We start from the raw sequence: 14,426 nt of genomic DNA, 5'->3' as shown, positions 1-14,426 counted from the left end.
CATCGAATGCATCCCTCATCGGCAGAAGCCCAGGGGGAATTGCCGAGTGGGAAAGAGTCCCAATGTTGTAATTGAAAGGAGCCATATGGCCAATGATATGACCCTGCAGTCGCCGCTCTCAGCGGGTAAGGGACTGGCTCATAGCCTCAAGGATGATGTCTATGGCATGGTGCTCGGCGTCATGTTCATCGCCGTGGGCCTGAACCTGCTCAAGTGCTCCGGCATGATCACCGGCGGCATCGCGGGCATAGCGCTGCTGCTCGCCCACGTCAGCAGCCTGCCCATCGGCCTGCTGTTCTTCCTCGCCAACCTGCCTTTTCTGGTGTTCAGCTACTTCACCATGGGGCGGGGCTTCATGCTCAAGACGCTGGTGGTCAATGTGACGCTCTCGGCCGCGACCCAGGGGGTGCCGTTGCTGCTGACGGTGAGCTACATCCACCCGCTGTTTGCCGCCCTGGTGGGGGGCACCTTCCTCGGCATGGGGGTGTTATCCCTCGCCCGCCACAACGCCTCCGTGGGGGGCATAGGCGTGGTGACGCTCTGGTTGCAAAGACGCGCCGGCATCAACGCGGGCAAGAGCCAGATGCTGCTCGATGTGCTGGTGTTTGCGCTCTCCTTGCTCACGCTACCGTTGCCTTTGCTGCTCTGGTCCACCCTGAGTGCGCTCGCCATGAACGCCATGCTGATGAACTGGCACAAGCCCGGCCGCTATCAGGGCGGCTGAGTGGCGGCCACGGGAGAGACGTGGGGGAGGGGAATTGTTAAAAAGTGATCCGACGGGCGGTTCGTGGCAGATGGGATGCCAACGGCAAAAAAGATCATCATGTCGCGAAAAATGGCATGATTACGCCTGAATTTATTGGTTTTTTACCCCGTTGGTGGCGTTAAACCGGGCTACCCCATAAAAAATTCAAAAAACTTCTTTACCAGTGGCCAATGCATGAGTAAAATTTGTCGGCAATATTTTACACCCCCACTCCTCAACGGTGAGATATTGCCATGCTCAGGATTGCCAAAGAAGCGCTGACCTTCGACGATGTATTGTTGGTTCCAGCCCACTCCACTGTTCTTCCTAATACAGCCGATCTGCGTACCAAGCTGACGTCTGCTATCTCCCTGAATATCCCGATGATTTCCGCTGCCATGGACACAGTGACCGAAGCCCGTCTGGCTATCGCACTGGCCCAGGAAGGCGGTATCGGCTTCATTCACAAGAACATGTCCATCGAGCAACAGGCCTTCGAAGTGCGCAAGGTCAAAAAGTACGAGAGCGGCGTCGTTTCCGACCCAGTGACCGTACGCCCTGACATGACCATCGCCCAGATCAAAGAGCTGAGCCTCAAGAACGGCTTCGCCGGTTACCCCGTGGTGACCGAGGGCAACGTGCTGGTTGGTATCATCACCGGCCGTGACGTGCGCTTCGTGATCGATCTCTCCCAGACCGTCGAACAAGTCATGACCCAGAAAGATCGTCTGGTCACCGTGCGTGAAGGGGCCCCTCGCGAAGAGGTGGTCGCCCTGATGCAGAAGCACCGTATAGAGAAGGTGCTGGTGGTCGATGCCGACTTCAAACTGAAGGGCATGATCACCGTCAAAGACTTCCAGAAAGCCGAGCGCAAGCCGAACGCCTGTAAAGACGAGCGTGGCCGCCTGCGCGTCGGCGCCGCCGTCGGTGCCGGTGCCGGCAACGAGGAGCGCGTCGCCGCCCTGGTCGAGGCCGGTGTGGATGTGCTGCTGATTGACTCCTCCCACGGCCACTCCCAGGGCGTGCTGGATCGCATCAAGGCGACCCGCGATGCCTACCCTGATCTGCAGATCATCGGTGGCAACGTCGCCACCGCCGCCGGTGCCCTGGCGCTGGTCGCCGCCGGCGTCAACGCCGTCAAGGTAGGCATAGGCCCGGGCTCCATCTGTACTACCCGCATCGTGACCGGTGTCGGCGTGCCCCAGATCACCGCCATCTCCGACGCCGTCGACGCGCTGGAAGGCACCGGCGTGCCGGTCATTGCCGATGGCGGCATCCGTTTCTCCGGTGACGTGGCCAAGGCCATCGCCGCGGGCGCCAGCTGCGTCATGGTGGGCTCCATGTTCGCCGGTACCGAAGAGGCACCGGGCGAGATCGAGCTCTACCAGGGCCGCTCCTTCAAGTCTTATCGTGGTATGGGTTCTCTGGGCGCCATGTCCAAGGGCTCGAGCGACCGTTACTTCCAGACCGACAACGCCGCCGACAAACTGGTGCCGGAAGGGATCGAAGGGCGGGTGCCGTACAAGGGCCGCCTGAAAGAGATCATTCACCAGCAGATGGGTGGCCTGCGCTCCTCCATGGGGTTGACCGGCAGCGCCACCATCGACGAAATGCGCACCAAGGCTGAGTTCGTGCGCATCTCGGGGGCCGGGATGAAAGAGTCCCACGTCCACGATGTGACCATTACCAAAGAAGCCCCCAACTATCGGATGGGCTGATAAAACGGGGCTCTGGCCCCGTTTTTACACCATTTTTATCCCACACTTTTTGTGACAACATCAGCCTGATGCAGGAATAAAATGACTAAAAATATTCACGCTCACCGTATCCTGATCCTGGATTTCGGTTCCCAGTACACCCAGCTTATCGCCCGCCGTGTCCGTGAGATCGGTGTCTACTGCGAGCTGTGGGCCTGGGATGTGACCGAAGCGCAGATCCGCGAATTCAATCCCAACGGCATCATCCTCTCCGGCGGCCCCGAGTCCGTGACCGAGGCAGGCAGCCCCCGTGCCCCCGACTACGTGTTCACCGCCGGCGTGCCGGTGTTCGGTATCTGCTACGGCATGCAGACCATGGCCGAGCAGCTCGGTGGCAAGGTGCAATCCTCCACCGAACGTGAGTTTGGTTATGCCCAGGTCGAAGTGCTGGGTCAGTCCGGCCAGGCCAGCGCCCTGCTGCGCAACATCGAAGACGCCATCGCCCCCAACGGCCACGCCCTGCTGGATGTCTGGATGAGCCACGGTGACAAGGTGACCGAGATCCCGGCGGGCTTCGCCACCATCGCCCAGACCGCGACCTGCCCCCATGCGGCCATGGCCTGCGAAGAGAAGAAATTCTACGGCGTGCAGTTCCACCCGGAAGTGACCCACACCCGCCAGGGTGCCCGTCTGCTCGAACATTTCGTGAAAGACATCTGCGGCTGCGAATGCCTGTGGACCCCGGCCACCATCATCGACGACGCCGTCGCCCGCATCCGCGAGCAGGTGGGTGACGACGAGGTGATCCTGGGTCTCTCCGGCGGGGTGGACTCCTCAGTGGTGGCCATGCTGGTGCACCGCGCCATCGGCGATCGCCTGACCTGCGTGTTCGTCGACAACGGCTTGCTGCGTCTGAACGAAGGCGTTCAGGTGATGGAGATGTTTGGTGACCACTTTGGTCTCAAGATCATCAAGGTCGACGCCGAAGAGCGCTTCCTCGGCGCCCTCAAGGGGATCGACGAGCCGGAAGCCAAGCGCAAGACCATAGGTCGCGTCTTCGTTGAGGTGTTCGACGACGAAGCCAAGAAGCTGAAGAACGCCAAGTGGCTGGCCCAGGGCACTATCTACCCGGACGTCATCGAATCTGCCGCCAGCGCCACCGGCAAGGCCCACGTCATCAAGTCTCACCACAACGTCGGCGGCCTGCCGGACGAGATGAAGATGGGTCTGGTGGAGCCGCTGCGCGAGCTGTTCAAGGACGAGGTGCGCCGCGTCGGTCTGGAGCTGGGCCTGCCCTACGACATGCTCTACCGTCACCCCTTCCCGGGCCCGGGTCTGGGTGTGCGCGTGCTGGGCGAGGTGAAGAGAGAGTACTGCGAGCTGCTGCGCAAGGCCGATGCCATCTTCATCGAAGAGCTGCGCAAGGCCGACCTCTACAACCAGGTCAGCCAGGCGTTCGCGGTCTTCCTGCCGGTACGTTCCGTCGGCGTCATGGGCGACGGCCGCAAATATGACTGGGTCATCGCCCTGCGTGCCGTCGAGACCATCGACTTCATGACCGCCCACTGGGCCCATCTGCCGTACGACTTCCTGGGTCTGGTGTCGAATCGCATCATCAACGAGATCAACGGCATCTCCCGCGTGGTGTACGACGTATCTGGCAAGCCGCCCGCTACTATCGAGTGGGAATAAGCGGCTAACGCGCCCTGATTTTCAAAAGAGTGCAAAAAAAGACGCCCTTGCGGCGTCTTTTCTTTTTCTAATCGTTTGCGTGGCAATATTATATCGGAGGGAACCTTTCACGTATCCGACTGCTGATGGGTGGTAAATACGTTATGCTCTGTTCCGCCTGCTCGCTAGTTCTGCCCGCATTCAAGTGAACGATAATTCCGCCTATGACCACTTTCAGTAATGCAATAGCATGGAGTTCTCTGTAACAGGAAGGTATTGTTTGTTTTCCTCCATTTTTGCTACCTGCTTCATTGTTCATATGACGCATTCCCTGTTACTATCCAGTAGTAGGATATCGGCATAGGTAAGGCAGTTTGCATTTATATATTGAATGAATTCGGCCAAGTTCTGCGGCAGAATAGATGGAATAATTCCGCATACTGAATTGTTATGCTCTTCGAGGTAAAGAATGAGTACATCTAGTTTTCAAGTAGTCGATGCAGAGTCTTTTTTCTATATTATGGTTAAGCCACAATACGAGCAATTTTTGGCTAATAATGCATGTTTAAAAAGTGCTCTGTTAACAACAATGCTCACATACCACATGTATGAATGGGTAAATCCTAAAGAAAAATTTACGATCGATAGGTTTATTGAACGATACCCTGAAGATAAAGAGGTGGCTTCGTTATTGGAAATGGCTAGAGATATTACCAATGGATTGAAGCATTTCAAAGTCAAACCAACTACAACACGTAGCCAGAGTGGTTTTTCGTCTGCTTTTAGTAATGCTTTTGCACGTCCACTTATTATCGTATCGTCTTTAGGCAAAGAGATATCAGCGGATCAGTTTCTTGAACAAATGGTAAGCTTTTGGAAAAATAAAATTTAAATATCGTTAAATAGAATTAAGTTAATATGTCATCCTATTTCGAATATATTTCCTGACCATTTGTGGGATACCAGTACCGTAGTACCGTAGGGTGCAATGAACAACGTGAATTGCACCGCTAATTTGATGTGTCATATCTTATGCGAAAGCCATTATAAAAACGGCGCAATGCGCTTCGCTTATTACACCCTACTAAGCTGATCATGAACGTCTATATGCTACAGCTCTACTAGCCACCATATCCCATTGTCGGAGCAACAAAACAGGCGACCTCTGGCTGCAATTCTCTATAATGCCCCTCTTTTATTTATTCCTGCCGAACGGGTCGTTCGGTGGTGCCGATGGCTGATAAAGAGCCATTCCTATCGAGGTGTTGTAATGCATACCCTGGAACAGCTGCGCGCTGGCGAGTTGAACGGCACCCGCCATCTGAAGATCTCTGAAAATCTGACGACTTTCCCCCTCGAGATTTTGAGCCTCAAAGCGACGCTGGAGGTGCTGGATCTCACCGGCAACCAGCTAAGCGCGCTGCCTGACGAACTGGCAGAATGCAGCAAGCTGCGCATCCTCTTCTGCTCCGAGAACAACTTCACCGAGCTGCCCGAGGTGCTGGGGCGCTGCCGGTTGCTCACCATGGTGGGCTTCAAGGCCAATCGGATCAGCGTGGTATCCCCGAAATCACTGCCCGCCAAGCTGCGCTGGCTGATCCTGACCGATAACGAGATTGAGCAATTGCCCGATGAGCTGGGTCGGTGCACGGCACTGCAAAAGCTGATGCTGGCGGGCAATCGGCTCGAGACGCTGCCAGCTGCGCTGGCGCACTGCACCCGCCTCGAGTTGCTGCGCATCTCCGCCAACCGGCTCGAGGCATTGCCCCTGTGGCTGCTCTCCTTGCCACGGCTCTCTTGGCTGGCCTACTCGGGCAACCCCTTCTGTGAGGGGTGGGAAAAGCGGCTGGGCGAGGCGACAGCCATCGCCGAGATCCCCTGGCATGAGCTGGCCATCGGCGAACTGCTGGGGCAGGGGGCCTCCGGGGTCATCCATCGAGCGCAGTGGGTCGAGGGGAAGGGGCCCCGCGCCGTGGCGGTGAAGCTGTTCAAGGGGGAGGTGACCAGCGATGGCTTGCCGGGGGCCGAGATGACAGCCTCCATGGCCGCGGGTCAGCATCCGGCCTTGATCGAGGTGGTGGGCCGGATAGGCGATCACCCTTCCGGCATCCCCGCGCTGGTGATGGCGCTGATCGCGCCTGAGCTGGTGAACCTGGCCGGTCCCCCCAGCCTCGCGTCTTGTACTCGCGATGTCTATCCGGCCTCGCTCGCGCTCTCGCTGCCGACGGCGCTGGAGATGGCCTGGCATATCGCCTCTGCCGCCGCCCATCTGCATCGGCTGGGCATAATGCACGGGGATCTCTATGGCCATAACATCCTCCATGACGGGCAGGGCGCCGCCCTGCTCGGGGACTTCGGCGCCGCCTCCTTCTACCCGGTGCGGGATCCTCTGCTGGCCGCCCGGCTGGAGCGCTTGGAGGTGCGGGCCTTCGGCTGCCTGCTGGAGGAGCTGCTGGCGCTCTGCCCGGCGCAAGCGGGCTCGCATCACGGGCTCGAGGCGCTGGTACAGGCTTGCCAGCAGCGGGAGCCGGCGCTGCGGCCGGCCTTTACCGCGATCTGTGTCCGGCTGCTCGACGCCAGGAGCCGACTCGATCGTGACAGCCATGCTGAGGAAAGCGGGGCTGGCGCACTCCTGACGGCCGGCGTCGAGTCTTGAGTAAAACCTGCCGAAAGCGGCGCTTGGCATCGCTTTCGGTTTTGCAATCGTTTGTCTTGCAAAAAGGCGGATGAGGGGGCAACAAGGCTTGCACCGCCCCGTTGAAGTTGTGATATTGATGCATCATTGCAGATGACGAGAGGATGATGATGGAAGCGGCGTTTTGGCATCAGAAGTGGGAAGAGAACCGGATAGGCTTTCATCAGGTGGAGTTCAATCGCTGGCTGCAGACCGGCTGGTCGGCCCGGCAGGGAGATGAGCCCGTGCTGGTTCCCCTCTGCGGCAAGTCGGGCGACATGCTCTGGCTCAATCAGCAGGGCCACCCCGTCGACGGCTTCGAGCTGTCCGAGCTTGCCATCAGCCAGTTCTTCAGTGAGAACCAGCTGAGCGAGACGGTGAGCGAGGTCGGGCCTTACCAGTGCCATCAGCACGAGACGTTGCGCATCTATCAGGGTGACTTCTTCGCCGCACCTACCCTGGGGCGCCGTTATCGGCTGGCCTATGACAGGGCGGCGCTGATCGCGCTGCCGACGGCGATGCGCCGTCAGTATGCCGAGTTGATGAGCCGTCTCATCGAGCCGGCTGGACAAGTCTTGCTGGTGACCCTGGAGTATCAGCCGGAGCAACAGCAGCAGCCGCCGTTCTCGGTGGGGGAGATGGAGGTACGCAACCTGTTCGAGCGCGATTTCAGCGTGGAGGTCCTGGGTCGGGCGACCGAGCAGGATCATCCCAGGGTGCAATCCGGCCAGCTCTCTTATTTCGATGAGGTGGCCTATCGGCTGACCCGCCGCGCCTGAGCGATGGATGAACCCAGAGGGAAGGTGAGGCGAAAGGGTGACGAGGCGAGACTCTCTTTACCTCCTTTGACATAGATCAACGTGAAAGACAGGGGCCCTGTCTAAGATGATCCTGTTTCTCAATCACTGTTGGTCTCGGTCGATGAGCTCTGGTTTGCATCACCTGGCCGATCATCAACTCAGTGTCTGATTTTCACGCTCATGTTCACTTTTGGCGGCTCTGTCGCAATTGATATGGTTTTTCCAGCCGACCCTCAGGTCGGCTTTTTATTGTCTGCGATTCGAGGGGGCTCAGGCCTCGAAGGTGCTGGCGGCGAGCCGGAACGCCTTGGGATCGTCGATGAACTGGCCGGTGATCCGCTCGTCATGCTCGTGGCCCTGGCCATAGCTGCAGAGGATCAGTCGATCCGAGGTCCTCGATCTCAGCTGGGTGATGAAGCGGACCAGATCGGCCCGGTTCAGCTTGCCCACCTCCTCGCACACCCTCTCCCGCTGATCGAAGCCGAGATCCTTGTTGCCTATGCTGACCCAGAGCCGCTGGCCCCGGCTGCGCAGGTTGGCGTCCCGCTCGCTGAGCTGGGCCTGCAGGCCCGCCTTGCTGTCCTGCCACTGCTGTTCGGTGAGCTCCAGCATGGCCAGCGGGAAGAGATCGATGAACTCCTCCACCGCATCCAGCAGGATCTGGGGTCCGGCCACCGGCGACTGGATATAGAAGATGAGGCCGGGATGGCGGTTCAAGGGCAGGTTGCCGGCGCCCACCACGTAGCCGAGCTGCTGGCGGGTGCGCAGCTCGTGGAAGAAGGTGGAGGACATGATGTGGTTGGCCAGGGTGAAGCAGGCGAGATCCCGCGCCCTGGTGGTGCGGGACTGGTAGTAGACCAGCAGCGCCGAGTCTTCGTGCTCGCAACCCTGCTCGCGGATGAGGGTGCCTCTGTCCTGAATGGAGATGAGGGGGCGGCGGGTCTCGGCGCTGGGCTGGCTGCTGACGCCGAGGTGGCGCTCCAGCAGCGCCGCCAGCTCGAGTGCCTCGGCCACGTCCCAGTCCCCGTGGATCAGGGTCTCCACATGCACTTCGGCAAACAGCCGGGCGACGAAGTCGGGCATCTCGTCGAGGGTGATGGTGCGCAGGTGGCGCAGCAGTTGCTCGAACGGCGGATTGTTGGGCTGCAGCAGGCTGGTGAGCTGGTTGAAGAGCTGGGAGATGGGCCTCGTCTTGGACTGGTTCTCCCAGTTGCGGATGAGCTGCTCCTTGATCTCGGCGAAGCGGGCAGGGTCCGGATAACCCAGGGTGCGGTTGCCGAGGATCATGTCGAGCAGCAGCGGCTGCTTGTCGGCGAAGCCGCTCAGGTTGATGGTGAAGCCCCCCTGATGGGCATAGATCTGGTAGCCGAGTCCGGCGAGCTCGGCCGGGTAAGTGAGGGCATTGAGGTGATCCGTCAGCAGCTCCACCGCGAGCCGGGCCATGGCGATGTGGCGTGGGCTCCTGACCGCGTGCTCGCTGTCGATGGAGATATAGAGGTTGCCCTTGGGCACCCCGAACAGGTGCTCGTGCAGGTGCCAGAGCCTAAAACCTGGCCTGTCGATGAGGCAGGCCGGCAGGTCGGCGCAAAGCTCCGGCATGCGGGCATCCAGCCGGCTGCTGATAAAGGGGTTGGGTGCGGGCAGATGCAGCGCGGGATCCGGCTCGCTCTGCTGCCAGCGGATCTTCTCCGCCTCCGGGATGGGGGCGATGCTGTAAGGGGTCTGATACCAGCGGGCGAGGCGATCGGTGCTGACCTCCGGTGCCTGAATGGTCATGCGCAGGTTATGGGGGGTGAGCTTGGCGAGGAAGCGGCGGATCAGCGCCTCATCATATTCGCGCATCATGTAGTCGCCGTGGAGCAGATCGTCCGGGGCATAGCTGAACAGGTTCAGCACCAGGCCGGAGACGGTATCCAGTGCCCGGCCCCGCTCCTGAAAGCGGAAGGCCGACTCGAGCACGCTGCGCTTCTCGTCATAGCGCCAGGCCAGCAGGCCGTCACGCTCGATGAGTTTCAGATAGCCGAACAGGGCGGCGATGATGTCGTCCACCCTCTCCAGCCCGAGCGGGGTGAGCCCGAAGCTGATGCTGAAGTCCTTGAAGTTGGCGCCGCTGATGCCGCCGCCGGCGGCGAGCTGATTGACCCAGCCCCTGGCCTTGAGCAATGAGAGCAGGCTGCCGTCCCCTTCATAGCCGATGAGGTGGCTCAGGAAGGTGAGCGGTTTCTTGTCGTAAAACGCATCCACGTTGGGCAGCGGGAAGGTCAGCGCCAGCTTGCGGCTCTCCTTGACCGGCTTGATCTGAATGCGGATGCCGAGATCATCGAGCCGGTAGAGGGGGGCGGACAGGGTCGGGGTGCCCAGGTTGCGATCCAGGATGGGGCTGAAGAAGCGATCGCACCAGCCGAGCTGGGTCTCGATGGATTCGGGCGAGATCATCACCAGCGCCATGCGATCCGCGCTGTAGTGCACTTCGTAGAATGCAATGAGGTCGGAGCGCAGATCCCGGCCGGGCAGATCGGCCAGGGTATCCAGGTTGCCGACCGAGAACTTGGAGAAGGGGTGGGCCGGGTTGACCGTCTCTTTATGCACCTGGTAGCTGCGCCGCACGTCGTCTTGCAGCTTGAGGCGATATTCGGAGTCGACCGCGTTGCGCTCCTTGTCGACCCACTCCGGGCTGAAGGTGGGGCAGATGAAGAACTGGGAGAAACGATCGAGCCCGGCTTCGAAGAAGGCGTTGTCGATATCGAAGAAGAAGTTGGTGAACTCGGTGCCGGTCCAGGCGTTGTTGCTGCCCCCGTGGCGGCTCATGAACTGCTGATACTCGCCGGGCTTGGGATAGGTGCGGGTGCCGAGGAACAGCATATGCTCAAGGAAATGGGCCATGCCCTGCCTGTCGGCCGGATCATCGAAGTGACCGGTGTTGACGGCCAGGGAGGCGGCGGACTTGTCGGTGTCGGGATCGCAGATCAACAAGACTCTGAGCCGATTTGCCAGCTCCAGATAGTGATACCGCCGATGGTCATTAGGACTGGCATGTGGGCTCATGTGGGCTGACTCGCGGTGAATTTATTTGAATTTAAACATGATTATCGACCTCGCTATCTCACGAGGCAAACCCTTTTCTGAGAGGTAGCGCAATTGTTTCCCCCTGCATGGCGGGGTAAGATCCCCCCGCTATCTAAACAGGCCCGTTGGGCGAGGTTGTAATGAAAATCTACATCATGCGTCACGGCCAGGCTGGCATGAATGCGAAAACGGATGAACAGCGTCCACTGACCGAGCAGGGCATCGAAGAGTCCATTCACATGGCCCGCTGGTTGGCGCCCCAGCTGGCGGGAACGCTGGGCTTGGTGGTCCACAGCAACTACCTGCGAGCCAGACAGACCTGGCAGGCCATCGCCCCCGAGTTGCCCGACGCGCAAGAGGTGGAAGAGAGCGGCGAGATCACGCCCTATGGCGATCCGGCGCTGGTCGCGAGCTATCTGGCCGCATTGGCGACACAGCATGAGAGCATCCTGATGGTCAGCCACCTGCCGCTGGTGGGTTATCTGGTGCAGAGCCTCTGCCCGGCGGCCGGTGCGCCCATGTTTGCCACCTCGGGAATGGCCTGTATTGAGTGGCAAGATGGTAAGGGGGTATTGCTCTGGCTCGAAGGACCACATACAATACGCTAAAAGTTAATAAAAAGTTACGAATTGGTTTTTTGGGATGAGATAGGCTATTTTTCCGGTTTTTTATACAAAATTAACGGAATTATTTCGCAGAAGCTGCTGTCATACGGATACAACTGCAAGAGGTTGCAAACGATGAGAGTGTTCAAGAAGTATCTGCCGCTGATGGTGGCAAAGCATGTCAAAACCTTCTTCAAGGGGCGGATCTATATCCACGGCAGGGGGCGCTTCGATTTCCAGTCCGGCTTGTTGATGATGCCCTCGCCAGCGGACATTCCCCACCGCCAGACGGTGCTCGAGGTCAATGAGCTGATCTCGAGACTGCACATGGATGCGGCTTGATCATCGCATCCTGATGGTCGTCCTCCCCATGCCCGCCACCGTGCGGGCATGATTGTTTTTGGCCCTGCCGCCTCGATTTCGGTTCTGTTTGATTCCCTTTCTGCAGGCACTGCCGGGCTCCCCCATTGCCGCACTTGCTAATCTTGTTTGCCTCTTTATACTCCCGCCTAAAATACCCACCCCCTCTTTCTGGATATAGCAATGCCCCTTGCCTTTCTGTTTCCTTTCTCCTGCATGGCCATCTGGGCCGGCAACGGCATCGTCAGCAAGCTGGCGGTGGGGGTGCTCTCACCGGCGGCGCTGGCCTGGTCGCGCTGGATGGTGGCGGCCATTGTCCTGACTCCCTTCCTCGCCCGTCGGGCCTGGCGGGTGCGGGCCAAACTGCGGGCCGGTTTTTGCCAGCTGGCCATGCTGGCCCTGCTCGGCATGGTGCTGAACCAGACGTTCGGCTACTACGCGGCCCAGACCCTGGGAGCCACCGAGATCGGTCTGATGATGGGGCTGACCCCGCTGATGACGGTGTTGCTCAGCATCTGGCTGCTGCGCGAGCGGCCCACCTGGGGGGCCTTGCTCGGCGGCGTCATCTCCATCCTGGGGCTGGCCGTCTTGCTGGGGCAGGGGGATCCGACCCGGCTGCTCACGCAGGGCATCCACATCGGCTCCGTCTACATGCTGCTGTCGGCGGCGACCTATGCGCTCTACAGCGTGCTGCTCAAGCGCTGGGATCTGGGGCTCGACAACTGGTCCATGCTCTACGGCCAGGTGCTGTGCAGCCTGCTGTTCCTCACCCCCTTCTACCTGCTGGTGGATGGACAATGGCCCGATCGCAGCGCGCTCTGGCTCATCCTCTATGCGGGGATCCCGACCTCGGCCCTCTCCCCCTGGCTGTGGATGCAGGGGATAGCGCTGCTGGGCGCCAGCCGTACCGCCATCTTCATGAACCTGTTGCCGGTGATGACGGCAGCCTTGGCCATCAGCTGGCTGGGGGAGGAGCTGACCAGCTACCACCTGATCGGTGGCGGCATGACCCTGCTGGGGGTGTTGCTGGCGCAATTGCTGGTCAAACCCGTGGTCGTGCGGCGACGGGCAAGGCTCGCGATGGCCAGCTGCCAGGAAGATTGAATAAAAGGACCGCCTCTGAGGCGGTCTTTTCGTTTACGGGGTCTAGGGCGTTACTGCGCGGTGAGATAGAGGTCCTTCGAATAGACCAGATCCTGCGGGTTGTGGTAGGGATAGCCCTTGACGAAGGGCTTGAGCAGCCGTGACTTGACGTAGAAGTAGACGGGGGCAATGGGTGCCTCCTCGTCGATCAGCACCTCGGCCTGTTGATAGAGCCGGTTGCGTTCGGCCGGATCCTTGGAGTCGTGGGCCTTGGTCAGCAGGGCGTCGTACTGCTTGTTGGACCACTTGCCGCTGTTGGCGCTGCTGCTGGAGGTCATGATGTCGAGGAAGGTGGAGGCATCGTTGTAATCCCCGTTCCACGAGTAGCGGCTGACCCCGAAATCCCCCTCGTTGAGGGCTGACACCATGGTCTTCCACTCCATGTTGCTGAGCTCTGCCTTGACCCCCAGGTTGTGCTTCCACATGGAGGAGATGGCCAGCGCTATCTTCTTGTGCCCCTCGTTGGTGTTGTAGAGGATGTCCACATCCAGCGGATTCTGCGGCCCGTAGCCCGCCTCGGCCAGCAGTGCCTTGGCCTGGGTGAGGCGCGCCTCCTTGCTCATCTGCTCGCTGGGCGGACGCTTGAGCTCGAAACCATCCACGCTGGGAGGGGTCAGGCTGAAGGCCGAGATCTGGCCCTGGCCCAGGATCTTCCCGGTGATGGTGTCCCGGTCGATGGCAAGTGACAACGCCTTGCGCACCCTGACGTCGTCGAAGGGTTTGCGCTGGGTGTTGAACACATAGTAATAGGTGGCAAGCGAGGGGGCATTGATCAGCTCATCAGGGCTCTGGCTCTTGAGCTGCTGGTACTGCTCCAGCGGATAGGTGGTGTAGTGCAGCTCGCTCGAACGATAGCGGTTGTAGGCCGCCGTCTCCGAGACGATCTCCAGGTAGATCACCTTGTTCAGCACCGTATGGGCATTGTCCCAGTAGTGGGTATTGCGCTCGGCGATCAGGCGCTCGTTCGGGGTCCACTCCTTGAGTGCGAAGGCGCCGTTGGAGACGATGTTGCCCGGCTTGACCCACTCATGGCCAAACTTCTCGATGACCGCCTTGGGCGCCGGGAAGGTGGTGTAGTGGGCCAGGGTCTTCAGGAAGAAGGGGACAGGGTTTTTCAGGGTGATCTGCAGGGTGTGCGCATCGAGCGCCTTGATGCCGAGCGCCTCCGGTGCCCGTTTGCCCTGGATGACGCCACCGGCGTTGACCACGCCGGTCAGCTCGATGAACCAGGCGTAGTTGGAGGCGTTCTTGGGGTTGGCCGCCCGCTGCCAGCCATAGACGTAATCGGCCGCGGTGACCGGCTCGCCGTTGGACCACTTGGCCTCGGGTCTGAGCTTGAAGGTGTAGACGGTGCCCGTGCTGTCGAGCTCGTAACTGAGCGCGCCCGCGGCTCGCAGCTTGCCGTTGCTGTCCAGACTATAGAGTCCCTCGAACAGATCGTTGACGATGTCGCTGCCCGCGCTCTCTTCTGCCATCTGGGGATCGATGGAGGAGGGCTCGGTGCCGATGTTGCGCACGAAGGTTTGTTGGTCGCTGGGCAACAGCTTGGTGCCATCAGGCACCTGGGCCGCCAGGGCGGGGAGGGCGAGCAGGGTGGCAACCGTGCCGGCAATGAGAGTCCTTTTCATTGAATATCCTTATGTTTTTTTGCTTCCAAAGCCAAAC

11 protein-coding genes are annotated in these 14,426 nt (G+C 59.9%); 9 read left to right on the top strand and 2 right to left on the bottom strand.

Annotated features, from left to right (window positions below):
• The first annotated feature begins 85 nt into the window (after positions 1-85).
• From KW825_RS00360 to KW825_RS00335, 6 genes are all read left to right on the top strand, one after another.
• Positions 86-724 carry a YitT family protein gene (locus KW825_RS00360; RefSeq protein ID WP_218327847.1) on the top strand — a complete coding sequence of 213 codons (639 nt, stop codon included), beginning with the start codon at positions 86-88 and terminating at the stop codon, positions 722-724.
• 275 nt (positions 725-999) lie between these two features.
• Positions 1,000-2,463, top strand: a complete 1,464-nt coding sequence (gene guaB / locus KW825_RS00355) for an IMP dehydrogenase (protein ID WP_042653654.1) — start codon at positions 1,000-1,002, stop codon at positions 2,461-2,463.
• 81 nt (positions 2,464-2,544) lie between these two features.
• Positions 2,545-4,134 (top strand): glutamine-hydrolyzing GMP synthase, encoded by a 1,590-nt coding sequence (gene guaA, locus KW825_RS00350; RefSeq protein WP_042653655.1) that lies wholly within the window; start codon positions 2,545-2,547, stop codon positions 4,132-4,134.
• A gap of 448 nt (positions 4,135-4,582) precedes the next feature.
• On the top strand, positions 4,583-5,005 hold the full coding sequence (locus tag KW825_RS00345) for a hypothetical protein (protein ID WP_218327845.1): 423 nt from the start codon (positions 4,583-4,585) through the stop codon (positions 5,003-5,005).
• A 378-nt stretch (positions 5,006-5,383) separates the two neighbouring features.
• Positions 5,384-6,769 carry a leucine-rich repeat-containing protein kinase family protein gene (locus KW825_RS00340; RefSeq protein WP_218327843.1) on the top strand — a complete coding sequence of 462 codons (1,386 nt, stop codon included), beginning with the start codon at positions 5,384-5,386 and terminating at the stop codon, positions 6,767-6,769.
• A gap of 149 nt (positions 6,770-6,918) precedes the next feature.
• On the top strand, positions 6,919-7,566 hold the full coding sequence (locus KW825_RS00335; protein ID WP_218327842.1) for a thiopurine S-methyltransferase: 648 nt from the start codon (positions 6,919-6,921) through the stop codon (positions 7,564-7,566).
• A 291-nt stretch (positions 7,567-7,857) separates the two neighbouring features.
• On the opposite strand, the gene KW825_RS00330 is transcribed toward KW825_RS00335, so the two are convergent.
• The gene (locus KW825_RS00330; RefSeq protein WP_218327840.1) at positions 7,858-10,632 is read right to left on the bottom strand and encodes an insulinase family protein; all 2,775 of its coding nucleotides are present in this window, start codon (positions 10,630-10,632) and stop codon (positions 7,858-7,860) included.
• Between the two features lie 161 nt (positions 10,633-10,793).
• Between KW825_RS00330 and sixA the strand changes: the two genes are divergently transcribed.
• The 3 genes from sixA (at position 10,794) to KW825_RS00315 (ending at position 12,722) form a co-directional block, all read left to right on the top strand.
• Entirely contained in the window at positions 10,794-11,261 is a 468-nt protein-coding gene (gene sixA, locus KW825_RS00325) for a phosphohistidine phosphatase SixA (RefSeq protein WP_042653657.1), read from the top strand.
• Between the two features lie 132 nt (positions 11,262-11,393).
• Positions 11,394-11,600, top strand: a complete 207-nt coding sequence (locus tag KW825_RS00320) for a DUF1107 domain-containing protein (RefSeq protein ID WP_042653763.1) — start codon at positions 11,394-11,396, stop codon at positions 11,598-11,600.
• Between the two features lie 201 nt (positions 11,601-11,801).
• Entirely contained in the window at positions 11,802-12,722 is a 921-nt protein-coding gene (locus tag KW825_RS00315; protein WP_218292268.1) for a DMT family transporter, read from the top strand.
• A gap of 50 nt (positions 12,723-12,772) precedes the next feature.
• On the opposite strand, the gene KW825_RS00310 is transcribed toward KW825_RS00315, so the two are convergent.
• Positions 12,773-14,389, bottom strand: coding sequence for a peptide ABC transporter substrate-binding protein (locus KW825_RS00310; protein ID WP_218327837.1), 1,617 nt, complete (start codon positions 14,387-14,389; stop codon positions 12,773-12,775).
• Positions 14,390-14,426: the final 37 nt, after the last annotated feature.

The organism is Aeromonas sp. sif2433 (genome assembly GCF_019218705.1).
GTDB classification, from domain to species: Bacteria; Pseudomonadota; Gammaproteobacteria; order Enterobacterales; family Aeromonadaceae; genus Aeromonas; species Aeromonas encheleia.
The sequence above is the reverse complement of the archived record's forward strand: the minus strand, read 5'-3'. Positions and strand labels throughout refer to the sequence as shown.

Coding starts and splice junctions, on each gene's coding strand:
- KW825_RS00360 (WP_218327847.1), top strand. CDS start 86: ATGGCCAATGATATGACCCTGCAGTCGCCGCTCTCAGCGGGTAAGGGA.
- guaB (WP_042653654.1), top strand. CDS start 1,000: ATGCTCAGGATTGCCAAAGAAGCGCTGACCTTCGACGATGTATTGTTG.
- guaA (WP_042653655.1), top strand. CDS start 2,545: ATGACTAAAAATATTCACGCTCACCGTATCCTGATCCTGGATTTCGGT.
- KW825_RS00345 (WP_218327845.1), top strand. CDS start 4,583: ATGAGTACATCTAGTTTTCAAGTAGTCGATGCAGAGTCTTTTTTCTAT.
- KW825_RS00340 (WP_218327843.1), top strand. CDS start 5,384: ATGCATACCCTGGAACAGCTGCGCGCTGGCGAGTTGAACGGCACCCGC.
- KW825_RS00335 (WP_218327842.1), top strand. CDS start 6,919: ATGGAAGCGGCGTTTTGGCATCAGAAGTGGGAAGAGAACCGGATAGGC.
- KW825_RS00330 (WP_218327840.1), bottom strand. CDS start 10,632: ATGAGCCCACATGCCAGTCCTAATGACCATCGGCGGTATCACTATCTG.
- sixA (WP_042653657.1), top strand. CDS start 10,794: ATGAAAATCTACATCATGCGTCACGGCCAGGCTGGCATGAATGCGAAA.
- KW825_RS00320 (WP_042653763.1), top strand. CDS start 11,394: ATGAGAGTGTTCAAGAAGTATCTGCCGCTGATGGTGGCAAAGCATGTC.
- KW825_RS00315 (WP_218292268.1), top strand. CDS start 11,802: ATGCCCCTTGCCTTTCTGTTTCCTTTCTCCTGCATGGCCATCTGGGCC.
- KW825_RS00310 (WP_218327837.1), bottom strand. CDS start 14,389: ATGAAAAGGACTCTCATTGCCGGCACGGTTGCCACCCTGCTCGCCCTC.